At 41.7% G+C, this 25,722-nt stretch carries 25 protein-coding genes and 1 pseudogene; 9 read left to right on the top strand and 17 right to left on the bottom strand.

Translation table 11 applies throughout. The features are described from left to right. Window positions 1-17: 17 nt before the first annotated feature. From CH373_RS07630 to epmA, 3 genes are all read right to left on the bottom strand, one after another. Window positions 18-2,279 carry an aconitate hydratase gene (locus tag CH373_RS07630; protein WP_100712783.1) on the bottom strand — a complete coding sequence of 754 codons (2,262 nt, stop codon included), beginning with the start codon at window positions 2,277-2,279 and terminating at the stop codon, window positions 18-20. A gap of 140 nt (window positions 2,280-2,419) precedes the next feature. Next, window positions 2,420-3,451 (bottom strand): OmpA family protein, encoded by a 1,032-nt coding sequence (locus CH373_RS07625; protein WP_100712782.1) that lies wholly within the window; start codon window positions 3,449-3,451, stop codon window positions 2,420-2,422. A gap of 186 nt (window positions 3,452-3,637) precedes the next feature. Further along, complete coding sequence (epmA, locus tag CH373_RS07620) at window positions 3,638-4,582, bottom strand: EF-P lysine aminoacylase EpmA (protein WP_100712781.1); 945 nt, start codon at window positions 4,580-4,582, stop codon at window positions 3,638-3,640. A 72-nt stretch (window positions 4,583-4,654) separates the two neighbouring features. Here epmA and CH373_RS07615 point away from each other — a divergent pair, with 72 nt between their 5' ends. Further along, window positions 4,655-4,981: an STAS domain protein gene (locus CH373_RS07615; RefSeq protein WP_100712780.1), complete on the top strand. Its 327-nt coding sequence runs from the start codon at window positions 4,655-4,657 to the stop codon at window positions 4,979-4,981. Here the strand turns inward: CH373_RS07615 and CH373_RS07610 are convergent. Continuing rightward, the gene (locus CH373_RS07610) at window positions 4,964-5,401 is read right to left on the bottom strand and encodes a DUF4279 domain-containing protein (protein ID WP_100712779.1); all 438 of its coding nucleotides are present in this window, start codon (window positions 5,399-5,401) and stop codon (window positions 4,964-4,966) included. The two genes, CH373_RS07615 and CH373_RS07610, sit on opposite strands and share 18 nt — an antisense overlap. Before the next feature lie 230 nt (window positions 5,402-5,631). On the opposite strand from CH373_RS07610, the gene CH373_RS07605 reads away from it, so the two are divergent. Both CH373_RS07605 and CH373_RS18965 read left to right on the top strand, forming a co-directional pair. Then, window positions 5,632-6,357, top strand: coding sequence for a response regulator transcription factor (locus tag CH373_RS07605; RefSeq protein WP_100712778.1), 726 nt, complete (start codon window positions 5,632-5,634; stop codon window positions 6,355-6,357). 83 nt (window positions 6,358-6,440) lie between these two features. Beyond that, entirely contained in the window at window positions 6,441-6,971 is a 531-nt protein-coding gene (locus tag CH373_RS18965; RefSeq protein ID WP_100712777.1) for a DUF1564 family protein, read from the top strand. Window positions 6,972-6,978: 7 nt separating this feature from the next. Here CH373_RS18965 and CH373_RS18960 read toward each other — a convergent pair whose 3' ends face one another. Together CH373_RS18960 and CH373_RS07590 are read right to left on the bottom strand one after the other, a co-directional pair. Further along, window positions 6,979-7,299, bottom strand: a complete 321-nt coding sequence (locus CH373_RS18960; protein WP_165778794.1) for a 4a-hydroxytetrahydrobiopterin dehydratase — start codon at window positions 7,297-7,299, stop codon at window positions 6,979-6,981. Between the two features lie 28 nt (window positions 7,300-7,327). Continuing rightward, a complete protein-coding gene (locus tag CH373_RS07590) occupies window positions 7,328-7,741 on the bottom strand; it encodes a TraB/GumN family protein (protein WP_100712775.1) in 414 nt (137 codons plus the stop codon). 226 nt (window positions 7,742-7,967) lie between these two features. Between CH373_RS07590 and CH373_RS07585 the strand changes: the two genes are divergently transcribed. The 3 genes from CH373_RS07585 to CH373_RS07575 are packed head-to-tail and all read left to right on the top strand — an operon-like array spanning window position 7,968 to window position 8,925. After that, window positions 7,968-8,243, top strand: a complete 276-nt coding sequence (locus CH373_RS07585) for a DUF883 family protein (protein ID WP_100712774.1) — start codon at window positions 7,968-7,970, stop codon at window positions 8,241-8,243. A gap of 17 nt (window positions 8,244-8,260) precedes the next feature. Then, a complete protein-coding gene (locus CH373_RS18955) occupies window positions 8,261-8,635 on the top strand; it encodes an LBF_4227 family protein (protein ID WP_100712773.1) in 375 nt (124 codons plus the stop codon). 11 nt (window positions 8,636-8,646) lie between these two features. Next, window positions 8,647-8,925, top strand: a complete 279-nt coding sequence (locus CH373_RS07575) for a hypothetical protein (RefSeq protein WP_100712772.1) — start codon at window positions 8,647-8,649, stop codon at window positions 8,923-8,925. A gap of 27 nt (window positions 8,926-8,952) precedes the next feature. On the opposite strand, the gene pyk is transcribed toward CH373_RS07575, so the two are convergent. From pyk to CH373_RS07555, 4 genes are all read right to left on the bottom strand, one after another. Then, window positions 8,953-10,398 (bottom strand): pyruvate kinase, encoded by a 1,446-nt coding sequence (gene pyk / locus CH373_RS07570; protein WP_423789754.1) that lies wholly within the window; start codon window positions 10,396-10,398, stop codon window positions 8,953-8,955. 39 nt (window positions 10,399-10,437) lie between these two features. After that, window positions 10,438-12,399 (bottom strand): cell envelope integrity TolA family protein, encoded by a 1,962-nt coding sequence (locus CH373_RS07565; RefSeq protein WP_100712771.1) that lies wholly within the window; start codon window positions 12,397-12,399, stop codon window positions 10,438-10,440. Window positions 12,400-12,414: 15 nt separating this feature from the next. Further along, window positions 12,415-13,461 (bottom strand): aspartate-semialdehyde dehydrogenase, encoded by a 1,047-nt coding sequence (asd, locus tag CH373_RS07560; protein ID WP_100712770.1) that lies wholly within the window; start codon window positions 13,459-13,461, stop codon window positions 12,415-12,417. A gap of 105 nt (window positions 13,462-13,566) precedes the next feature. Further along, window positions 13,567-15,168, bottom strand: a complete 1,602-nt coding sequence (locus CH373_RS07555) for a hypothetical protein (protein ID WP_100712769.1) — start codon at window positions 15,166-15,168, stop codon at window positions 13,567-13,569. Window positions 15,169-15,273: 105 nt separating this feature from the next. Here CH373_RS07555 and CH373_RS07550 point away from each other — a divergent pair, with 105 nt between their 5' ends. Continuing rightward, entirely contained in the window at window positions 15,274-16,758 is a 1,485-nt protein-coding gene (locus CH373_RS07550) for a hypothetical protein (protein ID WP_100712950.1), read from the top strand. On the opposite strand, the gene CH373_RS07545 is transcribed toward CH373_RS07550, so the two are convergent. From CH373_RS07545 to CH373_RS07515, 7 genes and pseudogenes are all read right to left on the bottom strand, one after another. Next, window positions 16,743-18,194, bottom strand: coding sequence for an MBOAT family O-acyltransferase (locus CH373_RS07545; protein ID WP_100712768.1), 1,452 nt, complete (start codon window positions 18,192-18,194; stop codon window positions 16,743-16,745). The genes CH373_RS07550 and CH373_RS07545 overlap by 16 nt on opposite strands. Window positions 18,195-18,492: 298 nt before the next feature. Then, window positions 18,493-18,708: a hypothetical protein gene (locus CH373_RS07540; protein WP_100712767.1), complete on the bottom strand. Its 216-nt coding sequence runs from the start codon at window positions 18,706-18,708 to the stop codon at window positions 18,493-18,495. Window positions 18,709-18,835: 127 nt separating this feature from the next. Then, window positions 18,836-18,964, bottom strand: coding sequence for a hypothetical protein (locus tag CH373_RS18875; protein ID WP_279305862.1), 129 nt, complete (start codon window positions 18,962-18,964; stop codon window positions 18,836-18,838). 719 nt (window positions 18,965-19,683) lie between these two features. Next, window positions 19,684-19,968, bottom strand: a pseudogene (locus CH373_RS07530) (hypothetical protein); the annotation flags it as partial. Between the two features lie 12 nt (window positions 19,969-19,980). After that, window positions 19,981-20,970, bottom strand: a complete 990-nt coding sequence (locus tag CH373_RS07525; RefSeq protein ID WP_125169895.1) for a hypothetical protein — start codon at window positions 20,968-20,970, stop codon at window positions 19,981-19,983. 94 nt (window positions 20,971-21,064) lie between these two features. After that, entirely contained in the window at window positions 21,065-22,096 is a 1,032-nt protein-coding gene (locus CH373_RS07520; protein WP_100712764.1) for a hypothetical protein, read from the bottom strand. Window positions 22,097-22,101: 5 nt separating this feature from the next. Continuing rightward, window positions 22,102-23,481, bottom strand: a complete 1,380-nt coding sequence (locus tag CH373_RS07515) for a helix-turn-helix domain-containing protein (RefSeq protein ID WP_100712949.1) — start codon at window positions 23,479-23,481, stop codon at window positions 22,102-22,104. Between the two features lie 354 nt (window positions 23,482-23,835). On the opposite strand from CH373_RS07515, the gene CH373_RS07510 reads away from it, so the two are divergent. Together CH373_RS07510 and CH373_RS07505 are read left to right on the top strand one after the other, a co-directional pair. After that, entirely contained in the window at window positions 23,836-24,588 is a 753-nt protein-coding gene (locus CH373_RS07510; protein ID WP_100712763.1) for a ParA family protein, read from the top strand. Continuing rightward, window positions 24,572-25,420: a ParB/RepB/Spo0J family partition protein gene (locus CH373_RS07505; RefSeq protein WP_100712762.1), complete on the top strand. Its 849-nt coding sequence runs from the start codon at window positions 24,572-24,574 to the stop codon at window positions 25,418-25,420. Before CH373_RS07510 ends, CH373_RS07505 begins: the two co-directional genes overlap by 17 nt. The last annotated feature ends 302 nt before the right edge of the window (window positions 25,421-25,722 follow it).

Here is a 25,722-nt window from a genome sequence, read left to right as displayed (position 1 = left end):
TACATCCAGTCTCATCGTTACTTTGAATCGCCAATTAAGTTCAAGGCACTTCCCGCTTTGAACCACTCGATTTGCTGAGGATTATAAGTATGATTTACTTTAATTTCCTCTGTTGAACCGTTCGAGTGGTGTAAAGCAAGAGTCAAAGACTGACCTTCTTTAAAATTTGCTAGGCCAACGATGTCGATGGCATCGTCTTCTAGAATTTTATCATAATCAGCTTTATCCGCAAACGTAAGGGCAAGCATTCCTTGCTTTTTTAAGTTGGTCTCATGAATACGGGCAAAGGATTTTACAAGGACCGCGCGGACTCCCAAGTGCCTAGGTTCCATGGCGGCATGTTCCCTCGAAGAACCTTCTCCATAATTTTCATCACCCACTACGATAGAACCAATTCCCTTGGCTTTGTATTGCCTTTGCACAACCGGAACTTCTTCATAAGCAGAGGTCAGCTGATTTTTGACGGAATTTATTTTTCCGTTAAAAGAATTTGTCGCACCAATCAATAAATTATTAGAGATATTGTCCAAGTGACCGCGATACTTTAGCCAGGGACCTGCCATCGAAATATGATCTGTCGTGCACTTCCCTTTTGCCTTAATCAGCAGCTTCAATCCTTTTAGGTCAGTTCCTTCCCATTTTAAGAAAGGTTTAAGCAATTGCAAACGAGTAGAAGTTGGATTGACAATTACTTGAACACCGGAACCGTCACTTGCTGGAGCTTGATAACCGGCATCCTTTACATCAAATCCTCTTTGTGGTAATTCATCACCGTTCGGAGGGTCTAGCTTAACACTTTCTCCCTTATCATTCACAAGTTTGTCTCTATTCGGATCAAATGTGAGATCTCCTGCAATCGCTAAAGCAGTGACTAGTTCAGGAGAGGCTACGAATGCATACGTATTTGGATTTCCATCGTTTCGGGATTGAAAATTTCTATTAAAGGAGTGAACGATCGTGTTTTTTTCTTTCCGATCTGCACCTACCCTTGACCACATTCCTATGCAGGGACCGCATGCGTTTGCAAAAACTTTCGCGCCAATTTTTTCGAAAGTTTTAATGTAACCATCTCTTTCGATAGTAAAGCGAACAAGTTCAGATCCTGGAGTAATTGTAAATTCTGCCTTAGGCTTTAGTCCTTTTTCAGCAGCTTGCTTTGCAAGTGAAGCCGCTCTCGAAATATCTTCGTACGAGGAATTCGTACAAGATCCGATGAGACCTACTTCAACTTTTGTAGGCCATCCGTTTTTGAGCGCCTCTTCTTTCATTTTGGAGACTGGAGTAGCGAGATCCGGTGTAAAGGGACCATTTAAATGAGGCTCTAATTCGGATAAGTTTATCTCTATCACTTGATCAAAGTATTTTTCTGGTTGAGCGTACACTTCAGGATCGGCATTCAGATATTTTTTTACCTGATTCGCTAAGTCAGCAATATCAGACCTTCCTGTAGAACGAAGATATCTCTCCATGGAAGCATCGTATCCGAATGTGGAAGTAGTTGCTCCAATTTCGGCACCCATATTGCAAATAGTCCCTTTACCAGTGCAGGACAAGGAGTCAGCGCCTTCTCCAAAGTACTCCACAATCGCTCCGGTTCCACCTTTTACGGTTAAGATGCCTGCAACTTTTAGAATTACATCTTTTGGAGAAGTCCAACCGTTCAACTTTCCAGTCAACTTTACACCGATCAGCTTCGGCCAACGGAGTTCCCACGCTAGACCTGCCATTACATCGCAAGCGTCCGCACCGCCGACACCAATAGCAATCATGCCCAGACCGCCTGCATTCACCGTATGCGAATCTGTCCCAATCATCATTCCGCCAGGGAAAGCGTAGTTTTCTAAGACAACTTGATGAATAATGCCAGCTCCCGGTTTCCAGAATCCAATCCCATATTTGTTTGATACCGATGATAAGAAATCGTATACTTCCTTATTTTCTGATGCGGCGTGAACTAGATCTTCTTTTGAGCCTTCTTTGGCTGTGATGAGGTGGTCGCAGTGAACTGTGGAAGGAACTGCTACCTTACTTCTTCCGGCCGACATAAACTGAAGCAATGCCATTTGAGCTGTCGCATCTTGCATCGCTACTCTGTCCGGAGCAAAATCGACGTACGACTTTCCTCTCTCGTTCGGTTTTTTAGGTTCACCTTCCCAAAGGTGAGAATACAAAATTTTTTCTGTAAGTGTGAGAGGTCTTCCTACCACCTCTCTAGCTTTATCTACTAGATTCCCGATTTTTGCATACCGGGCACGAATCATATCTATATCAAAGGCCATCTTATTCTCCGGTTATGATTTCATCGTTCGGAGAACTAGGCACTTTGTATAGGATTTTTCAAATGAAAGGTTAATTTTCCCCAATCGTAAAATAATGCCACATTTTAAAATTCAGGAATGATGTTAATGGGCTGGTAATATTACTGAACCACTGTAATCTCAACTCTGCGGTTCATTTCTCGGTTTTGCGTGTTTGGCAGACGGGCACTTTTCGGCTCCCTATTACCTTTGGCTTCAAGAATGAAACGATCCGAAGAAAGGCCATTTCCCACGAGATAATCTCGAACCATTTCCGCTCTGAGTTGCGATATGCGAAAATTGGCTTCCTCTTTACCCTCGTCAGAGGCATGCCCCACCAAAATGGCTTTAAGATTCGGATGTCTTTTAAGCAATCGTGTGAGCTGATTCAAAACTTTTCGGGATTCTGAATGCATCTGGATGCTATTTTTTTCAAATTTTACAATCGAACCCTCGATATCTTTGCGCAGCTCTTCGTCCGCTCCGGTTAAATTAGCCGGTTCAGATTTTCCGGAAAAGAAACCTAAAAACCCTTTCTCAGAACTAGGACGTGACTGATCATCTAGTTCTTTTGCACTTCGATTCTCGCTTCCTTTACTTTGCCCTAGCTTTTCTGACGAGTTGAGTTTTTTCTCGCTCTCCTCGGTTCTATTTTCTGCGATTCTCTTCTTACTCGAATTAGTTCCTGAGGATTTGAATGAAAAGTAAACTCCAAGTCCGATGATTAGAAGTATCGAAAAAGAAAGGATCAAAATTGGCAGGCCGTTCTTCTTTTCAATTTTACCGGCTGACGGGGTGGGAATGTAGTTCCTGTAGTATGAGGTTGATTCTTGATTTTTTCCGGACTCGGGAGGTTCGGTGGTGGAAGGAACTACCTCCTGAGATTCCTCGGGCTCTATCTTGCTTAACTCCTCTCGCAGCCATTCATCAGATTTTTTTGTAAATTGATAATTTTTCTGAATGTACTCGATGGTTTGCTTTTCAATTTCAGTATAGAGGCCTTTATCTTTTGCAGCTGCAAGGAGCTTCTTGGCATCTGCGACTGAAATTCGGCCGTCTTTTTTACCAGAGACTGCCGAATCTGCAATTTGAATAAGACTTCGGTCATATTTACGACCCTTAATGGTCACATAATAGCTTTGCTTTTTGGCCATGCTCCCTACCCGTCAACTCGGTTCTCGTTAACAATCTGTGAAAAGCTTTCTGAGGACCAACCAGATAATATCCGCCCAAAACGTAATATGACAGAGATTCCGCGCAACCAAAGTTTTTAAGCTGGAAACGAATAATGGCCGAAGCAGAGTGCGCAAAAAATTGGCTTACCAGCTTGAAAGTTTCATTCACAATTGTTTCCAGTAAGGGCTGACCTGGGAAAGGGAATCTTCGCCTAATAGAGTCAAAAACAACCGGTCCAGTCCAAGAGCATTCCCAGAGCAATTCGGAATTCCTCTTTCCAAAGCTTCCAAAAACATCATATCAATAGGGAAAATTTTCTTTCCAAGAGTCTGCCTGATTCTTTGTTCATGTTCAAATCTAATACGCTGCTCTCTCGGATCCTGTAACTCATCGAAAGCATTGCAAATTTCCAGATTTCCGAAATACATTTCAAAGCGCTTTGCGACTCCATTTTCAATTCTTGCTAAGGCAGCCATCTCCGGTGGATAATCGTAAATAAATTGATATTCTTTCTGTAACGAAGGCTCTACTAGGTTTAGAAAAACAAGGTAAAAACAATCTTCGTATAATAGTTCGCTAAGTGGGATACTGGATAATTTTTGCTCTACAATCCGCCTCTCCAAGTCTTCTCGATCCCAAGTGCAGTTTGCATACTCTTTTAAGAGATCCTTCACAGGCTTGCGCGAAAAAGGTCTTTTATCTAAAAGAATATCGAGTTCCTTTGCTACTGATCTAATAAGATCTTCCGTACGGTTCATCATTTTGCTCAAATCCGCGTCGCATTCGTAAAATTCGAGCATCAGAAATTCCGCGGTATGAACCTTACTCCCAAGTTCACCTGAACGAAAAGTATGAGCTATTTCGTACACTTTCTCTATACCTGCAGATAGTGTAATTTTTAACGAATATTCCGGAGAACTAATTAAATATCCCGATTCGTTTCCTGAGGGCGATGATACCTCAAACGGATTAAGATGGGGCTCCATGCTCGGAATCTTTTTTAAAGCAGGAGTATCAATTTCTAAAAACCCTTTTGAACAAAAGTATTTACGAACAGCATTGAGAAATTTCGATCGATATATTATTGTTTCTTTAGAATGAAGATTCATTAATGGGTCATAATTAGTTTATTTTACGGCTAAGCGGGAACTAAGAAAGCTTATTGGAAGGAACTCCCTATTTTGGAACAAGTTCGCAGATTCAGTTTTTTCGAAATAAGAAAAAAAGATAAAGTTACGGAAATCGAGCCCCTTTCGAGAAGAATCGATAATGAGCAGATGGATGAGCTCCAGTCGATTCTAGCAATGGTCTTTTATGAATCCAATCGTCACATAAAAATTGAATTCAATTCTGTTGAGAGTATCTCGCTAGTCGTTTTAGTTAGATTGTTAAAATTTGGTCTCGACCTAAGGGAAAAAAAAAGAGTCTTAATCTTCGCAAAGCCAAAAATCTCAGTACAGACCTATTTGGAAAGATTTCACCTTTCTGAATTAGTGTTGGTCGTCTAACCTTCTTCTTTCTTCCGGTAATTTCCAGCCCTGGAAACAAAGATTTACACCTAGATCGCCTAACAACAGCAGAGTTTTCGGACTCAACGATACCTCGTCTTTATTTCCGTCGTTGAACTCTATAGAACAGTAGAGTATTACTTTATGTTTTTGGCAAATCTTTTGGAATTCCTTCCTGTTCGGTGCAATTCTAGAAATTAACTCCCAAACATGATCTTCCAAAGGGCTAAAGGCCTCCTTCTTCGAGTGAATTTGCCAAAGAGGCGTACTGATCTTCTCCCCCGAAATTGCTAAAGTATCCTTTGCAAGAGCAAAATCAGGCTCGATACCTAGCTCTCGGGTTATTGAATTCACATCTAGTCCGGGCTCCGAAATTGCGATCAAAGCCCAGGACCTTGCTAAAGATTTATTTATGTTCATGCCTTTTGCAATACTAGTAAAAATCAATTCACGGCCTTAAAAAGCGATAATTTAGATTTATTCGCTTATTAAAATCATCTGAAATTGGATTTTCAAAATTGAAAATTGCCAGAACACTATTATTTTTAATTAAATACAGTTTGATACGGTTTTTTCTTTGAATCATTTTTAACTTGAATTATATGTTGTAATTGAGTCATTTTTTTCATCAAATTCTCCCTGAGGTTGTTATGAAGAATATTCTGGTAATCGAAGACGATCCCGATATCGGAAATTTAATTCGTAAGTCTCTAGATTCAGCCCATTATAAAACCACTATTCAAACGTCGGGCGAGGAGGGACTAAAATTTTATAAGGCAAACCATCCTGATTTACTAATACTGGATCTATCACTTCCAGATATAGATGGAATGGATGTTTGTAGAACTGTTCGAAAAACAGACGAAAACACACCTATTTTTATAGTTACCGCTAGAAATGAAGAGATAGATCGAATCATGGGCTTGGAACTCGGTGCAGACGATTACATTACGAAACCTTTTTCCGTCAGAGAGCTAAAGACGCGAGTAGATGTTTTTTTTCGCAGATGGGACAAAAAAGCAGGCATCAAACCTAATATTGGAAGCGGTGGAGAAATCATTCGAGGTGCGTTAAAGATTGATCCCATCCGGAGAAGGGTTACCTTAAGAGACCAAGTAATTAACATTTCTAGGAAGGAGTTTGATATTCTTCAGCTGATGGCCTCTTCCCCAGGAAAAGTTTTTTCCCGCGAGATGATCTTAGAAGCAGTTTGGGGCATGGAATGGGACGGTTTCGAAAGAATGATTGATTCGCATATCAAGCGGATTCGTTCAAAACTAGAAAAAAATTCCGCTCAGCCTGAATGGATAGAGACGATCTGGGGAATAGGATATCGCTTCACGGATAATTTCGAGAACATAGTTATTCCTGATTAATTGGAGGGAACTCCGCATCTATATTACTTTTTCTGTATAGAAAAAATTAATGGAATCGTGCAAATTCAATAACTGAGTACTGCATGTTATATGCTGGTAAAGGATACACAAAAACCCATCACTCTCTGACAAGTAATTTTGAATACTCCAAGCTTTCGAATTCACGCAATCCGGTTTGCACACTTTTAATTCCTCGACGCTTAATCTTAAGAATAGAAAAAAGAAAAGTTTCCAAAATCTTGAAATCAATGTTAAGAGAGTCCTCTATCAAGACTCTCGCGCGCAGGAGATTGAACATTTCTTCTCATAATACTAAATATCAAAATTTTCAAAAGCAGACCGACCAATCCTCCAAGTATATTAAAATGAATTTTAGACCTGATCCAAAAGATTGGTCTGTGCTTCGCTCCATTGCACAGGCTCAAGGAGTCTCGATATGTTACTTGTTCTCCTATTTATTTGAAAATTCAAGCAAACCCAAATCAAGGGATCAAAAACAAATTACGTGGGCGAAACTATTCATTCTAATTGATTTAGAAAGAGAAATACTTATCCGTGAACTTCTTACTCTCTCAAAAAGTAAAAGAGCGTCGGCACTTATAGGTAATGATTAAAGTCTCTTTAAAAATTTGATTTGTTAAAGGAAATGTATAAATTTTCAATCTGAATCGCAAAACTAACGTCGAGGTTTGTCAGCCCTTTGTGCGAATGAGTAAATATTTCTATATCAACTTTCCTGAATCTAATTGTGATGTCAGGATGATGGTTCATACCTTCAGCAACTTTCGCCACTTCGGTTACGAAATTTACTCCGTCTAAATAACTATTGAAATCGAAATGCCTTTTAATGTAGGAAATATTTTCCAAATTAGCAAGAATTGCCCACCCTATCGGGAGTTCCTTCCTGGCTTCCTCTATAGATACTTTAAAAACTTTTTCCACGGATAATTCGATGGCTTTTCGCACCCTATTACAGGACTTTTTTTAGCGATTGCTTTATCTTTTCGGCATCATCAATAGCTCCATTCGAAAGAGAGCCAGCACGTGCCATTAAATTCACTGCGCCATCCATTCGGGCTTTCAGTTCTTCGATTTTTTGTAATTGTTCGTTAAGGAAAGCTAATTTTGTTTCAATTTCCATCTCTTTCCTTTCCAGAAGTAATTTATAATTCTCTAACTCTTGGATCTTCTTTCTTGTTTTCTTTGCCTCCATATCCACATCTTTTCGGTAATATTTCTCCAATTCTTTTTCCGCCTGAAGATGCCTTTCTCGCTCTGCCTTAAATTCCCGTTTCAAGTGCTTAAGAGCCTGTCTATAGGCACGATTATAAATTCTCTCCCGCTGCGTTCTGCGAATTTTGGCAATTTTTGAAAATATATTCATGCTAACCTCTCGCTGTTCCTATTTGGACCACCAATCGTGACGACGGGAAGGAACTCCGCAACTGGGGTCTCACAATAACCATTTAACTGGTAGGACCCGATATTGCGACTTATTTACTCCAGTCATTATAACCAAATTTATTAAATTGCAAGCCAGCGAAAATTTGCGCGGTAAAGTTCTTGAAAAAAGGTTTCGTTCCAAGCATAAAAGTCCTGGGAGGACATTCATGTCTAAGGTTGAAAGTATCAGTGAAGAAATAGAATCACTAAAAGATAAGGCTAAGAAAATTACCGGCAAAGCCAGAGACGAATATCTCGAACATGTATCAGACCTAAAGGAAAAACTTAAAAAAGTTACTGGTGAAACCAGTGAAAAAGCGAAGCAAATTATAGATCAAACCGGAGTGTATATTAAGGAAAATCCCCAAAAGGCCACCTTAATAGGCCTAGGAGTTGGAGTAGGGATTGGAATTCTGATTGGGATGTTGATCAGAAGGAAATAACTGGGAAAGAATCATCATTGACTGTTAAGAAAAAAAAAATTCAGGAAGATTTAAAAGACGAGTCGTCAGACCATGAAGGTTTTTCTCTAAAGGAACACCTTCTATCACTCGTTGAATCGATCTTTGATTACTTCGAAACTCTTCTTCTGTACCTCCAAAAAACCATTCAAGAAAAAGTTAAACTGGGAATCCAAGTCTATATCCTTTTTCGGATTGGGCTGTTCTTTCTAAGTTTTTCAGTCCTTTTTTTTATAGGAGGCCTATTTCTCTTTTTCCAAAAGTATTTCTCTGGCGATCCGCTTTTAGCGGCGTTAGGAACCGGGGGAGTTTGTTTAGGTATTTCACTTATTTTATTTTCCATAATCGGATCTTTGGTTAGGAGTAGAGACTGAAGTCTCGTTCTATGCCAGATCGTAATCAAAAGGAAAATGCGGGATTCCAATTGAATCCTTTTGCCGGTGATGATGACTTTGCCGGAATTGATCCCAAAGATATGAGTCTAAAGGAGCTTAAACTTTTTATCCACGTAAAGAAGCTTAAAGTAAGACTCGAATTTGAACGCCTTCAATCTTCAGTAAATTACACGAGCATGCTTATAGACGCTTTTGAACAATTCGGTGGAAAAGAATGGTTACTCAAGTTTATCGAATCTGCTGCCGGATTGGAGAAACCGGAGGAATGAAGAGGATTGGAAGGAACACCGTCCCTTTCACCTCACCTCTCGAATTTGAATTGTCTCCACCCTTTCCTCTCCGGCAATAATATCCGACAAAATGACAACCTGATTTCCTTCGGAAATCCTCCCACTAGCTTTCAGGGTCTCAATTGCAAGTTTGATAGTCTTCTCAGGATCTCTGGAAAAATCGATTCTATACGGGATAATCCCTCTAGTTAACCATAGCTTCCGTCTGACCGTGGTCATATTCGTGAAAGCATAAATCAGAGGCACCTTCGGGTGAAAAGAAGCGACATTCAGGGCCGTCGTTCCTCTGCGCGTAATCACAATAATAGCCGGAGATTTAATAGAATCTGCAAGCAATGCAGCCGACTTTGCCATCTCCTCCTTCTTATTGGAAGGAACTCTATCCAAAACGTACCCCACCCCTGGAGTGTCCTCCACCCGCTGCGCGATTTTACTCAACATTTCCACGCACCTGACCGGAAATTTGCCCGCAGCTGTCTCGCCGGAAAGCATGATCGCATCCGCTTCTTCGTAAACCGCATTCGCAACATCTGTCACCTCCGCTCTTGTCGGAGATGGGTTGTTGATCATGGATTCAAGTAGGTGGGTCGCAACAATGACGCGTTTACCGCGTATTGCAGATTCCTTTATGATTGCCCTCTGAATAATCGGCAGTTCTTCAATCGGAACCTCTACTCCTAAATCTCCACGAGCAACCATGACACCATCCGCTGCTTCGATAATATCGACCATATTCCTTACAGCATCCTGATCTTCAATTTTAGCGATAATCGCCGAATGCCCGTTATGCTCTTCAATGATCTGACGAAGTTGCAGGATATCCTCTACGGAACGAACGAACGAAAGTGCGATAAAGTCTACATCCTCTTCAAGACCAAAAAGAATGTCCTTGTGGTCTTTTTGCGTAATGGAAGGCAAATTCACCCGTATCCCAGGAAGATTGATATGTTTTCTAGACCCTAACTTTCCACCGTCTACTACCTTACATTTCAGCGCGGTTTCCTGAATTTCTTCTACAATCAGATTGATCAATCCATTGTCTACCGTGACCCTATCTCCGATTTTCAGATCGCTTACAATGTCTTTGTAATTTACAAAAACAGATTGTTCTTCCGACTCCACCCCAGGAATGATATGGAACGTAAAAGATTCCCCCACCTTTAGGTCCAGATGATCCACTTGAAGATCCCCTGTCCGAATTTCAGGGCCCTGGGTATCCAATAAAATAGCTATTGGATGCTTTAGGACATCTTTGTTCAAAGATTTAATCGAACGGATCACGGAGCGATGAAACTCATGACTACCATGGGACATGTTCAAACGAGCAATATTCATCCCCGCTTCTGCCAAAGCCTGAATCATTTTCTTATCCGCCGTGGCAGGACCTATTGTGCAAATGATCTTGGTCTTACGAAAGTTGACTAATTCGTTTTTCAATGGAGGTAGAGACATATCTAATTGGACAAAATTCCTTTTGCCCGGAAGTAGTAACTAAATTTTAGGGAGAGTACGATTCAGGAAGTCTTCCAGTGAAATATAAAAATCGAATTTTTCCTGCTCGGGCATGTCGGTGCCCTTTTGTTCATCGACAATTTTATTAGCTTTTTCCTGGAGAGATCTCCCGTATTTTTTAAGGTACCTACGCGTTACTAAAATCGGGAAACTGTATTTTTCCTCTTGGTTTCTTACCATAAAGGAATGGATTTCCTTTTTTGCATTCCTTTTAAGAAAGGCTAAGAGAGTATTTTCGTCCGAATCTGCGCCTAAAGCTTCCAAGAGATAGTTTCGATCCGGATATTCACCCCTTGACCAAGCACCATCCAAAATATCCAGAACCGCCTCTAGCATTTTCTTACGGTGCTGCTCCTCGCTAGCTGCCTCTGCAGATTTTGTCGCACTAGCGATCGCATCAGCTTCCGAAGCAGCGATCTTTGCCTTAGTTGTTTCAGCGGCTTCCCTTTCCTTGACCCTTTTTTCTACGATTTTCTGCTTCTCTTCTTGCGCGACCTTTGTCTTTGCCTCTGTTACCTTTTTATTCTGTTCGACCGAGATTCTTGCGCGAATTTCATCTGCCTCAAACTTATGGACCACAACATTTCCAAAAAGAGATCTCCAGAAACGGGTCAGAAAAGGCAGATATTTAAAAAGTGAATTTTGTTCGATTTTATCAAACTGAGTCGAGGCTTCTTGAGAATCCAGAATATCCCGGATATTCATCTTGGCCAAAATCCTGATTTCGCTATCGTTGCCGGTTGAACTCAAAACCTTCTTGGCGTTTTCGATCGCGCTAGCCACTGACTCCTTATGCAGAACAAAGTGATACAGATTTTTTTTATCAGCATATTCAGCATGCAAAATAGAATCATTGTTAATCAATAAAACTCTAATGTCATCGTCTATAGGCTCCCCTCTAAAACGAAGGTAATTCAGATCTACCAAACGATTTGCAGATTTAACGTACTCTAAAAGTTCCGAAAGCTTCGCCTTCTTTTCTTCTTTTTCCTTCTTCTCTTTTTCTTCCTCTTCAAAATGAATTAAACCGAGGAGCTCCTCGACTGCAGTCTTCTGATCTCCGTAGGCAGGACTTAAGAACGGGAGAGCTTGGGTCGCAATCGATCTGGTGTTTTCAAGATCCGATGCCGAAAAATTTCCCAGTACTCCAATTCTTTGCAGTTCGGGAACTATTTTCTCTTTTAAATATCTCTTATAAGCGGCTAGTCGGGAGATAATCTCCTCGTGTACGTTATAGTAAAATACGGATCGATTTCCAGGGCTAAGAGCATTTTCATTTCTGAAAAAGTGCAGCAGTTTATTATCAACGAGTTTTTTGAGTACGGGCTTTAAGTGGATATTGATGGTCGTCTGCTTTAATCCGGGAGTTAAATCGAAAGGATCCTGGAATAAATTTCCGATTTCCGCCGAGGCATAAGTCTCGCTCAATTTATTGGCGTCGATACAGTCAAAGATCCATTTTTGAAATCTTTCGTTTCCGGGAAACTGTCGTTTCTCCTTCATCCACCTTTGGATAGAACTAAAAGAAGTTTGGTTTACACCTTCTACGTACCTATGACTAGAAGTACCATCCGCTTGGGAGGGTCTTGCAAAGACTGTAATCAAGCGCAAAAAGGAAGTAATTCGCCCGTCACTAGACTCTCCTACGGGATCGTAATCGAGTAGGCAGATCTTCTTAACAAGTGGAGGATTTTGGCGGGAAGTGATCTCCTTCAAATAAGCTGCTACCCTAGCTTTATCCAGCGTTAATTCTCTAGAAAGTTGCTCTACACCAGGTAAAATCTTATTTGCTACGTACTTTTCTGTCCAATCCCCTATTATGAGTACTAACTTGTAGATACCTTTGTATTGAAAATCCCCACGAGCCTCTAAGGCTTGCGTTAACTGAAGCGTTGAATTGTAATCCGCGACTTTTAATTCCGGGGAATTGGGATCCAACATGAAGCATCCTCTATCTTATAGTAGATTTTTCTTATACATTAATTCCGCATTCAGCACCGCAGCACCTGCGGCACCTCTTACAGTATTATGGCTTAAAACTACATATTTCCAATCCAAAAGAGAATCCGGTCTTAAGCGTCCGATCACAGTACTCATCCCTTTTCCAGTATCTAGATCCAATCTTGGCTGGGGACGATCCTGTTCTTCCCGATAAATAATCGGCGGATTTGGCGCTAAAGGCAAGCCAAGGTCTTGAGGCTCCCCTTTAAAGGAAGCCCAGGCTTGCAGAATATCTTCTCGACTAGCTTTCTTTTTGAGTTTGACGGAAACACAAACTGTATGTCCGTCAAAAACTGGAACACGATTGCAATGAGCTGAAATCTTAATCTCTGCGTGCACAATCTTTCCGTTTTCAACTTTTCCGAGGCATTTCAGAGGTTCTTCCTCTGCCTTTTCCTCTTCTCCACCTATGAATGGGACTATATTTCCGAGAATATCCATACTAGGAACACCGGGATAACCAGCCCCAGAAACCGCTTGCATGGAAAAAAGCATAGCAGATTCGATTCCGAATTTTTCATGCAATGGCTTAAATGAAAGTGTAACGCCCATGATTGTGCAATTGGAATTGGTTACAATTTTTCCCGGAGTACTTTGAGAGTTCAGAACAGACAAATGCTCAGAATTCACCTCAGCAGAAAGAAGCGGAACTACCGGATCCATTCTATGATTTTTGGAATTCGAAATAATGTGAACCCCTGCCTGTGCATAGGCAGTCTCGACTTCTCCTGCGATACTAGCGTCCAAGCCCGAAAATGCTAAGCGAACACCCGGTGTATTCTTAGGTGTCGGAGTAGTAATTGTTATGTCGCGAGCGTATTTAGGAATATCTGCAGATACTTTCCAACGGGATTTCATAACTTCCCCGTATGTTTTACCTGCGCTGTTTTCAGAGGCACAAAGATGAGTGACTTGAAAATAGGGATGATTTTCTAAAATTTGAATGAACCTTTGACCGACGGAACCGGTTGCTCCTAATACCGCTACATTTACTTTGCTCATATATCTTTCGTCTTTTCCGCGGTACTCTTTTTGTTAGGCCTGTAAAAGAGCCAAAGATCCCGCGATTTTCGTTTTTTTTCTATCTTTTTCCTACTGTAGAAGGTGTCATTCTACAAATTTCAGAATTTCGCCAGCGTACTTCTCATTCATTTTCCGCATTCCGGGAAAAGTGAAATGATGGTAGTCGCTAAAATCCTGGGGCCGCAGCGCATCCTTCCAATCCAAAAATAAAACTCCGTTACCGGAAATCTGACCTAAATAATCCAGGTGGGATCTGTACCATTCCGAATTCACATACCAGGAAAGGGACACCGGATTCTCCGGATTGTTTATTAAAATTACGGGAATTTGATTCGACCTAAGATATTTAAGAAACAAGTCCATGTACTTGAAATGAAGCACAGGTTTGAATTTCTCTTTGGAAATTCGCTTTTTAGAATCTGCTAAGACTCTCAAATAACCGATGCCCGGTCTTTTTTCTGGTTCAGAGAGCAATCGAAAGTGAAAATACGATTCGTATTCTCGGTCTCCCATGTTGATGTACCGAAGATCCTCACTTCTTTCCTCCCTAGTATACTGCATACCGGATCTAGGAGGAACAGAACCGAAAGTCTGTTGTAATCTAACACCCATTAGGTCATAGTTCCAGTCTTTGTTCTCTTCACTCGCATAGAAAGGGACCCAGGTGCTGGAAAGAGTCGCAGTAACCAAAGGCCACTTTTCTACCTTCTCAGAAATCTCAGCTTCCTCCTGGACAGAATTTCTATAAAATTCGTCTTTCAAAATAATGTTCTTCCAACCTGGTGATTGAAACTCGAATACTTGAGAAATTCCTTTAGAGTTCTTCAGCTCAATCGTGAGAATTCCGTCCTTTAGAATTTCTGGAACTACCTGTATATAAAATCCCTTTTGTCCCATGTACTTTTTCGGATAGAACGAGAAGACTTTTCCTGTCCAACCCAAAGAAGTTACCCTTTCCGGAATTTGCTCTCCATTATAACCGTGATAACTTGTATCACGACCAAACCTGTGCTCGTACAAGGAACTCAAATTTTTCCAATAAATGTCCTTATATCTATAGAATCCAAACGCGCTCGCTACGATATACTCTGCAGTCTTTTCAGCTCCTAAGACATTCCAAAATTCTAAAACTGTTTCCCAAGGAAATATATAACGAGCCTGTGGAGCTTCTACATAGTCCAAAGCGTCCAGCAAAAGTTCCCGATCCAGAATAGTCTCATTTTTTCCGGTTGGTTGCAGCACATATGCGCGATGCAATCTCCAGTCTATAAAGTTTATCGGGAAAAGGACTAGGTCTGGTTTTAGTTTGAGAATCTCTTTTCTTACCAAAAAAGCATCCAGAGGAGTCATGCCCGCATAAGACAAAAATTCCAAATCAACTTCTTTTCCCGACTTTTTCAGAATCTCCTCTCGAAGGTCCTCACGGTCCAATGAATAATGCGCAATACTAGAGCCGACCAAGAGAACCCTGGGCCTAACTTTTGGTTTTTGCAAAATCGTAAAATACTCGTAAAGAAAATTGTAAAAATGATTCGAGCTCCATGGTGATTCGTTTGGAACCTTCCAAATCGCTACCCTGAAAATTAGAATGTCTGCAGAAAATAGGAGGGCGAAGCTCAAAAGCAAAAGGGCCATACTGGAATTTCGAAAGTACGCAGTCCGTGAAACGAATTTCTGAAACCTCATTCTATGACTATCCTTCCTCCAGAATCATCCAGGAAAGGAGATTGTCCAGAAATAGTTTCTTCTTTTTCTACTTTACCCCTGAAGAGCTTCCTCCAAAATTCCTGTGTGCTCTGGATTTGGGTTTCCAGTTTTGTTTTTTTGATTTCACTGGGATGGGCTTTATTTCACTTTCCTTTGGAAATTTTTTGGAATTCGGATGTTCTGTATCTTCCCGCATTGCTTACGGATGTACTTCGAGACGGCGGCTCATTTAGAGGGTGGTCTCTTACTCCTTCTCCTTATTTTTTCCCAGATTTGATCCTGGTTTATCTTTTTGGAACTTTTACGCCTAGCTACTTCTGGGCGTTGATCTGTTTCGCGATTTTTCAATCTTTGCTCTTCGTTTGGGTTCTAGGTAGATTTTTAAGAACCTTAGAACCCGAACTCCCTCCCGAGTTTAGCTATTCGCTCTCTTTGCTCACCGGAACTTTTGTGTTACTTTTGGGAGAAAAATTTTTCGCACTCTATTTGATTCTTCTACCTACAATGCACACTAGCGCCTTCCTAATATCTCTTTGGGCCTGGCCTTATTTATTTCGCGAGAAACTTCCCAGGTATGTGTTCCTTCCAGTGTTAGTGCTAACCGCGATTTCCGACCGAATCCTTTTTTTGGAACTTTTCTTACCAGCTGGACTCGCCTGGATTGCGCGGTATGGAAGGATCGGGACATTATTTCCTCAGTTCTCCATTCGGTTTTTTCTAACCGGAGCAATCAGCTTTGGGACCTATATGGCGCTTCGTTCTTTTTTGTTCATCGAAGCTCCCGGAAGAATTTCACCTGTTCTCTCTTTTTCCAAATGGTTGGGCGATCTATCACGCTGGATTGGCGAAGGACAGTTGCCCGGAATTTTTATCTTGCTCTCTCTTTTCACCGGTTTTTGGGCTCTTTCAAGAAGTAAGGCGGAAGGCACTGGTTTCGCATTTGCAGGCTTTTTTCAAATCTTACTCGTGATTTGTCCGCCTCTGGTCGGCCTTTATATAGATGAATACAGCCTTAGATATTCTGCACCTGCGTTTTTGATCACTCCTGCTCTAGGAATCAGCCTAATGTCATCGAGGACAAAAGAAAGGCTTAGCCAAAAGATTTTTCGGAATACTGTAATTTCCGTATTTATAACTGCTTTATTTTTATATTCCTTCTTGAGTCCAACTCCGAGTGGATCCTGGCAATTCAAGGAAAATGTCAAACCCTGGGAAGCTGAGTGCGTGGATGAATTGGTCAAGGATGAGCATTTTGTTTTTGTCATAGCGGATTTTTGGAGAGCCAAAAGGATCTTAGTCTACTCAAAAGAGGAAATACGCGCTCTCCACGTGGACTATTCGACTTTGCAAGGATCTCACACAATTTCGAATAAAGAATGGTACATTTTTCCTCCAGAAGGACCTATTGCAGTTCTACCTGATGGTCTCGGGGAATCCAGAATTGTCTCGTTTTATGGACATCCAACGAAAATCGTAAAATGCCAAAATTCGGAAAAGTCTTTATGGATCTATGAACCGAATCAAAAAATTAGAGAATTGCTAGTCCGACCTTTTCAAAAAACAAAGTAGAGAAACGGTTTTGTTTTTGCGGACAATAGTACTGCCAGAATACCACCTGCGCTCGCTAAAACACTAAAACTCCAGACAGAAAGATTTTCGTACCAAGCCTTAAAGCTTCCTTTTGCTTCTTCTTTATGGCCAATCCAAGTCGCAAAAATAAAAAGTAAAAAGCAAAGCGAAAAGATTCTAATCTGCAAAGTGTTCGGATCAAAGCCTTCCGGTTTTGTTCCAATCAGTTTGCCAAAGACCACCCAGGTAGTGGCCCAATCAGGCGAACGAAAGAAAACCCAAATGAGTACGATACTAGTCAGAACGAATAACTGATAAAAACCTTTAAACAGCCTTCGGAAAATTCGGAACATATCCCTCGAAAAAAAATCAAAGCTCCGAAAGGCCCTCTCTATTCCCAAAAGCAGTCCATGAGCTGAACCCCAGGCTACAAAATTCCAACTCGCACCATGCCACAGTCCACCGAGCACCATTGTCACGATCAGATTGAAGTAGGTCCTAGATTCTCCGTGTCGATTCCCGCCCAAGGGAATGTAAAGATAATCACGGAGCCAGGAAGAAAGCGAAATGTGCCACCTTCTCCAGAACTCTGAAAAACTACCTGAGAGGTAAGGCATACGGAAATTTTCCGGCAACCGAAAACCAAGCAAGATTGCAGATCCGATCGCGATATCAGAATAGCCGCTAAAATCGAAATAAATTTGCAAAGCATAACTGATGGATCCGAGCCAAGCAAATAGACTAGAAACCAAATGAGGATAATCATACAGGGTGTCGGAAAGAATCGAAATATTATCCGCCAGAACTGCCTTCTTCCAAGTGCCGATTAGGATCAGGACGATTCCGCTTCGAATATCCATCTCCCGCCATTGCACCCAATTTTTTAACTGAGGAAGGAACTCCCTAGCAGCAACGATAGGTCCCGCAACTAACTGAGGAAAAAAGGATAGAAAGAGAGCATACTTCCAAAAACTTCTCTCTGCCTCGATCTGCCTGCGGTAAACATCAATAGTATAACTCAATGACTGAAATGTATAAAAGGAAATCCCCACCGGAAGAATTACCCTTAACAGAGGTGGAGAAATACTCCACCCAAATGCCGAAAACACGGCAATTCCAGAATCCACAAAGAAATGAAAATATTTAAAAAAGCCTAATACGCAAAGATTCCCGACCAGTGATATCGAAAGCAGAAATTTCCGGAGCCTTCCTTCTCCGACTTTTTCCATTCCCCTGCCTACGGAATAATCCAGGAGCGTAGTTCCAAAAATTAAGAGCCCAAATCTGGGATCCCAAGACAAATAAAAATAGTAACTTCCGATCAGCAAAAATGGGAATGGAATCCACCTTGGAAAAAAAGAGAATGCAGGAAGAATCCAGCGAAAAAGGAATAAAGTTACGAAAAACAGAAAATATAAGGGCGTAGTAAAATTCATTCCGAGTTCACTAAGATATTTTTAACTTGTCCCGAACACTTGACTTCAATTTTCTTTCTCGTAGGGTAAATTCAGTCTAAATTCTTAAATTTCGGATTATTTTTAATCCAAATATTCAAATGTTAGAATAAATTAAGCCTATTTCTAATCAAATGCTTAAATCACTGCGATTTCATTTCAAAAATGTCCAATTTTAATCAACCTATCAAGTAATTCAATTCGTAGTCCTGCATAATTTTAAGCATAATTTGAATTACTGATTAATTTTAATCACTCGTGATACATTCCAAAGGCCCTTTTAAATCGTCCATTTGCATTTTACTCCGCAATTCGGGCAAATCGCAACGATCTCGGCCTTCACTCTTCTGCCTTTAGGTGTATCTACTTTCCCGATTGCTATAAAATCAAAGTCTACGCCTTCCGGCACGTAATGCCCGCTCCCATACTTAGCCGAACCTTCGATTAAATTTGAGCAGGCGTGGCATTTAACTCTCAGCTTGATTACTTCTGCCATTTCGGATTATCATCGTGCAGAAGGCCATACGATCAAGCAGAAAGATGCCAGCCTTACATGCGGAGGAAATAAGCCTACACATGACATAACGACAGAAATTTGGTCTTTTTTTGCAGAAACCCCAAGCCTAAAACCATCCAGAAGGCCTGTATCTGTTTTTCGGTTCGTTTTCTTGCACCAAAATCATCGAAACCATCAATTTTTCTTCCTGCTGCCTAACCGTCCTGGATTCGGCCAGATGGAGCTCTTTCCTCATGCAGTTTCTTTTCCCCCGGACTTTTCCTGCCTTTTGATGGCCGTATTTCATTTGTTTTTGCATTACCGAACCCGCTCGAAGGTTTGCGCAGATATTCGAGATCGCGAGGAAGCTTAGCTTTTTTCGGCACTTCTCTTTCCCCTTCCACTTTTCGCCCGGATATGGGCGGAGGCTTCTGCCCACCCCGGAATAAGATGCATTCTTTTTTCCTAAACGCGCCCGAATTCTCTCTGATTGTGATTAAAATTGGGCGGAACCTGGCTTGCTTGAAATAGCCTGTCAACCGGTTCTACCTCTATTTGTACCGGAATTTCCGCCTATTCCCGGCTACGGGACATCCGGACCTCCCCTGCTTTTTATCCGAAAACCGCGAAAACATGCTGAATTTAGGCCCTCCGAAAGGCCCGGCAGACGCCATATCTGCCCTTTTCTTGCGCTGTGGAGAAATCGGGAAAGGCGCTTAGGCCCGCCCTTACTGCTCAATTTTGGGCGAATCGATAAGTGCCGCAATCGCGTCGCGAGAAGCCGGTTCTACGGCTAGTAGTGCCGACTCTCTTTCTTAAATGCCGATGGTTGGATACTTAGCAACAGGAGGGATTCGTTTTCTGGGCAGACATTTCCTCCTGTATGGCGCACAGGGCGGAAATGTGCTTTTAAGCCTTTTTTGCTTTTAGGGCAACTTTGCGAGGACTAGATCCGGGTTTGTGGCCCTTAGCGAGGACTCCAGATTCGAAATTAATATCTAGCCCTTGTTTCTTATTTCTTTTTACCATGTACAGAAAATGCCTAACGTACTGGGCGAATGGCTCGGGCACTGATTTCGGATCAAAGTCTTGTGGATTTTCTAGCAGAGCGCGGACAACGGACTGATTCAAATCCTCCTTGCTCGTCGCCATAAGAGTTTCGAGTCTACGGCAGATTTCGTAATCATTGACCTCTAAGGTCAGTTTCTTCATTGCATTGAGCAATTTTTGAAACGACGTACGCTTCACTTTTACAGCCATTTGTTCAAGATTTCAAAGGAGGTAGAAATCACAAGAATTTCTAAGATTTAAAAAGGCTCCAGGAATAAGCGCTGCGAACCTCTCTGTTATGGCCACAGCATTGCCTTCAGGAAGAGTTGTAGTTTCCACTTTGTTCGCAATCTCTCTACTCAGATAGAAAAGAACTGCGTTCGCATCCTTTTTGAGCGTGAGAGCAGACCGGTCCCTGGAAAGCATGCCTTCCCAAATCCCCGTTCCCCAGTCCCTAGCCGCGGCAGACACCCCTTGGCTCCAGGGGCCGGACAACAACCCAGAGAACGGACCCCTTTCCACCGAATGCGCAACTGTTGTAATTTCCCGATTGTTTTTGGTGATTCGATAGGTTGGAACCAGTACAAATCTTTTCTCCGGAAAATGCCGGGAGATACTATGAGAAGCTGAGTCATTTAGGGTTCCAATTTTGGAAGGACCTACAAAAATAGCTCCCGCCACACCGGCAGAAAGAAGACTCGAAGTCGATGGATTGATCTCACTAAGTCGGTCGACCGAAATCCGGCTTGGACCTTGAGACAAATTAAAGACGAAGAGAACGGATTGAGAGAATCTTACAGAAAAATCGGAAGACCTAGAACAAATCTCTTCCCTACTTTCAGAAAGGAAAATCGGGAGAACAATTTTCTTCGAAATTTCTTCCACCTTTTCTTTAGAGAAGGAATTTGTATCTTTACTGAGGAACTTTTTTTCAGCCTTTTGTGGCCGCGAATCCCTCAGCAAGTCCTCAAGACTTTCCGAGTAGATAGAATTAGCTTCTGAATTTAAAGCGGAAATCTGTTCTTTCGCGAGAACCGACTCCACTTCTTGTTGATGAATTTTTTCCAAAGATTCAGAATTAAAATTATTACCTGCTTTGATCCCAGCAACAACGGAGGGAAGAAATTGAACTTCGGACCTTCGGTCCAGTAATTCACTCGCACCAAGGACAGGGGCACTGAGGCAGGCCCAGATAAGCAACAATCGTGCCAAATTCTTATGTCCGCTACGAGATTTCATCGCTAATTAGGGGTAAATTAGCTGTTTTTCCCAAAAAAGGAAGCTTTTTTTGCAGTTTTTCTAGGATTTAGGCGGTTTTTCGAAAGAGCCTTTTCACTCTTAGTTTCCATTCCCACAGGATGATTTCCTGCTCTTTTTCTCCCGCCCTCTCTTGTTCTTTTTCCAAAAGAGCATACACCATGCTGGAAGTTTCCTTAGAAAATCCTTTGTCTAACTCTGCCTCGAATTCACTTTCTTTCATCTCCAGAATGAGTCCTGCCAGACGAAACCCTTCATCAAGAATTCTTAATTTATTCGTCCAGGATTTTAGCTCTTCTTTGTTAAATTCGTTCCGAATCATAACATCTAAGAAAGTACGGATGAAAACAACTTCTTCGGGCTTCAAATGGAAGTCAAAAAGCAGCTGTTTGACTTTTTCTATTTCCATTTTTCTGAGATGAACCCGAGCAAGAAAAACCGGATTCATTGAATGCATATTCAAATTCCCTTTTTCAATCAGGTCTGTAGCTCTGACCTTGTTGAAATCGACTACGCTCGAATCTTCCCTAAGTGATTTTTCTAATTCTTCCTTCAAAACCGGAACGCCAGAATCGGGCTCAATTTTTTGCGCAACCTTTCTCTTAATAATCAGCATATTCAGAGAAGGAAAACGAATCTTCAAGGAGACTAGGTCTTGCCTAGGGAACATTTCATCTAAAATCAAATAGGCGACTTCTTCCCCGGTTTCTTTAGACTTCAAGAAATCATCGATCCCGAGGTGGTGGTGAACAATGACCGGAAGAATGTCGCATTCGCTGCCGCTGCTCAAAAAAACAGTCCGAACCTCGTTTCCGGAATGGCTATGCTGATAAGGAATTACTAATTTGCCCTGACGAACATTCACAAAACTCAGTTCGCCTAATCTAAAGTGGGACAGGTCAAATTCTCCCCCCAAGAATGCAACTTTTGGTACAGGCACTACAATCGATTGATTTTTTGAACCCTTCGGAACCTCAGGGCCCTTTGGCGAAAAGACTACGTATGTCATTTTCGCTAACCTGACTTTTACGAGAAATCCACCCGGCGTTTTTCTCTCTTCGTACAAGGAGTCGAGTTCCAATGTAGTTACCCTATACCAAAATTTCTGAGCTTGTATTGTAACGAACCTCTGGAGATTTGCAAGGCCTTAGCCATGCGAATTTGATTCCCCCCGAAAAGCTTATGAGCCAAAAGGATCTTTTGTCTTTCTACAGCTTCCACTGCTTTCCGTAGATCTAAGTCCTCCGGCTCCGGCAAGGAGAGGCCTTTTTGCAACTCGCTAGACTTCATTTCCAGTTCACTAATTTCACTCCCCGACGCCAACAGAACTGCTGCCTCGATTGAGTTTCTTACTTCTTCCAGGTTCGATAGGATTTTCTGATCTGAAATCTGTTGAATCGCTTTTTCCACTAGAATCAAATCCCTTCTTCCTAATGCCTCTTTTACTTCTCCAAAAAGGCAAACAATCAGTTCCTGCTTTTTAAGAAAAGTGAGCTGTTGCCAAGTCGGTAGACTCAACGAGCACATATCCAAGAGACTTTTAAAAAGGGGAAATTCCTCCCGAAAAACCTGCTCTGAATTTTGAAGCAGAATTACTTTCGATCTCTCTTTTTGGCTAATAACAAATTCATAAATAGCTCTTTGTTGGACCAAAGAAAAATCGCTGATATGATCAAAGATCAAAGTGCCTCCGGGAGTCATACCCCCCCACTCCTTCAGAGATCGTTCAATTTTGGCCGAGCCTTCCGGAATTGTACTCAGAACAAGTACGCCCTTTCCGGGCAACTGAGACCGATGAATCCATTTTGCGATCGCCTTTTTTCCGGACGCTCTCGGACCAACTATTGCCAGCACGCCGTCTTTCTCAAATTTAGAAATATTTCCATTTGGATCTTGAATGAGAGAAAATAGAACTTCGCCCAGATCCAAAATCTTTTTGCCCCGAGTAGCTGAGGCAGCCGAAAGAATAGGCTTTGCCTTAGGGTAGACCGGCTCAAGAATACTGGATAATTTTTGGCAAAATAACCCAAGTTGAATCAATTGAAAATCTGCCGGAGGCATAGAAATCTCCAGGAGGATGAAGCCAGCCAATCCATTACTAGATTGAATTGGACAAAGTAGGCAACCTACAGATTCTCTTTTATAAAATGTGACTGATTCGGGCGCTTCGTCAGAAAAAAAGAAAGGAGCGTCTGAAGTTTCCAGTTGAGTCCTGACAAGCGAGCCCTTGGCAAGAAATGGATAAAAAAAACCTTCCTCTTCATAACCCCAAGACGCGACTTCTTCAAGCACATCGATTTCTGACAAGGACGCCAGAGTGACCAAACCTGGTCCGGCGCCCATAGAACGAATCAGATCCGGCAAGGCCAATGGCAAAAGGTAGCGCAAATCTTCTACCGAAGGTTTTCCAAAAAAAAGCTCCTTTGCCGAGGAATCCATTTTGGGAAAATGTTTAAAATTAAGCATTCTGTCAACCATGTACCCGTACGACCCTCGTTCATGTCGGACATCCGACATGCTTACAGCTCCACAGGCTATGCGGTCTCTGCATCCAAAGAGGCGGATTGTTTTCAAGCCCACTGTTCCGGTTTGCCACATAATTTTTGGGTTTTTAGAGAATTGGTTGAAGTCGCTTCAGCATTCTTCTGAATGACTACTAAAGCCTGGCACAAAATCAAAACCATATTCGCGAATGCGAAAGCGTCCCGAGAAAATCTCACTGTCTTTTTTTCGAAATTTTTGGGCGCAAGGTGAAAGGGGATTTACCCGGAGTAAAGGATGATATGTCGGACATCCGACAATTGAATAGAAGGGATTAGCATGATTATTGTATCCATTGCAAACCAAAAAGGTGGCGAAGGAAAGACTACCACCTCATTAAATCTGGCTTGGGGTCTTGCCCGCAGAGGAAAAAGAACTCTGCTCATCGACATAGATCCACAGGCAAATTCTACCGGAATTTTTCTGAACCCCGAAGCTATCGAAAAATCGATGTACAATATCTTTCAAACGAAAGCAAAAGTAAAAGACATCATGGTCCCTACCCATGTGAACAATCTAATTATTGCTCCTTCTCGATTGACTTTGGCAGAAGCAGAGACTGCTGCAGCAAATGTAGAGGCGCCTTATATTTTACGTGATGCGATTATGGACCTCGAAAAGGATTTTGATTTTTGTGTGATCGATTGCCCACCAAGTCTTTCGATATTTACAATCAATGCCTTAGTAGCCTCTAATTATGTAATCATTCCTTTGCAAGCTGAGAAATTCTCAGTGGATGGAATTCTGGGATTGCAACAAACGATAAGCAGCATCAAAAAGAGAATCAACCCATCCCTAGAAATACTAGGAGCATTGGTAACCCAGCTCAAGCCACAAACCCTCCTTACAAAAACAATCGTACCCGTGCTGACAAAGTACTTTAGGATTTTTGAAAATAGCATCTCAGATGGCGTTGCCGTAGGAGAATCCCACTTGGCTAAGAAGTCTGTTTACGATTACAACAAATCTAGTAGGCAGGCCCAAGAATACGAAGGCTTTATAGAGGAATTTTTACATGAGCTCCAAAAGTAAACGCTTAGGAACACTTGCAGATGTCTTTCAAGCAGAACGATTAGAAGGCACCGTTAGGAAGATACGGATGGAGAAAATCCGTCCTTCGGAAAATCAACCCAGACAAGAAAGAAAGAAAGGAATAGAAGAGCTCGCACAAAGCCTGGAGAAAGACGGACTCCTTCAGCCGATTTTAGTCACCAAACAAACCGAAGACGAACACTATACAATCATCGCAGGAGAAAGAAGATTTCACGCAGCAACTTCCCTGAAGTGGCAAGAAATCGAATGCAAAATCCTGGATAAGGACGAGAAAGAAACGTTCCGCTTGGCAATCATTGAAAACCTGCAGAGGGAAAACCTTTCTCCCTACGAAGAGGTCGAAGCGATGTCTCATTTGAAAACGACGTTTTCTTATACCGACCAAGAGCTAGGAAACTTGTTTGGAAAAAGCAGAAGCTATATGACCGAAATTTTAGGAATCGCGGCGATGCCAAAAGACGAGATCCGGTCCTGTAGAGACGCAGGCATGGACTCGAAAAATCTACTGGTCCAAGCTGCTTCTGCTTCCAAAAAAGGAACATTCAAAGAATTCTTAGACAGATTTCTTTCAGGCGAGCTAAAAACCGTAAAAGATGCCAAGTCCTTCAACAAGACGGAGGAACTTCCTTTCGTAAATCCTGGTCTCCCTTTAAAGTCAAATCCCAAGAGTGCGAATGCGACCTCCCCCAACCTAGGCTATAAAATTTCGAAAAAAGGATCTATCATCCAGATCCATTCAGACAACGAGGACCTTCTCCAAGAAATATATAAATTAGTCCGAAAAGAAATCGGGAAGAAATTCGGTAAATAGGCAGCATACATCTCGAGATGAGCGGGGAGACCTCAGCGCTACCCATCGCTCTTAAGAGATAATTTATATTTTCTTAATTCGTTTAACAATGAACATTAAGAGAATCATCAATTTTTATTTATAACAGCCCCGAGAAACATGACTAGCGGGTACTTAGTAAAAGATTTTTACTGGGACGGGCGAGAAAGAGACCAATGAGATTGACAGCCACGGAAACTTGGCTACGATGTGACATAATATTCTAAACGGAAATGTAGTACTTATTTTCTCTTCCCGGCGAGAAAAGGGTTCTCCATGCGTAA

Origin of the sequence: Leptospira perolatii (assembly GCF_002811875.1) — a bacterium.
GTDB classification, from domain to species: domain Bacteria; phylum Spirochaetota; class Leptospiria; order Leptospirales; family Leptospiraceae; genus Leptospira_B; species Leptospira_B perolatii.
The sequence above is the reverse complement of the archived record's forward strand: the minus strand, read 5'-3'. Positions and strand labels throughout refer to the sequence as shown.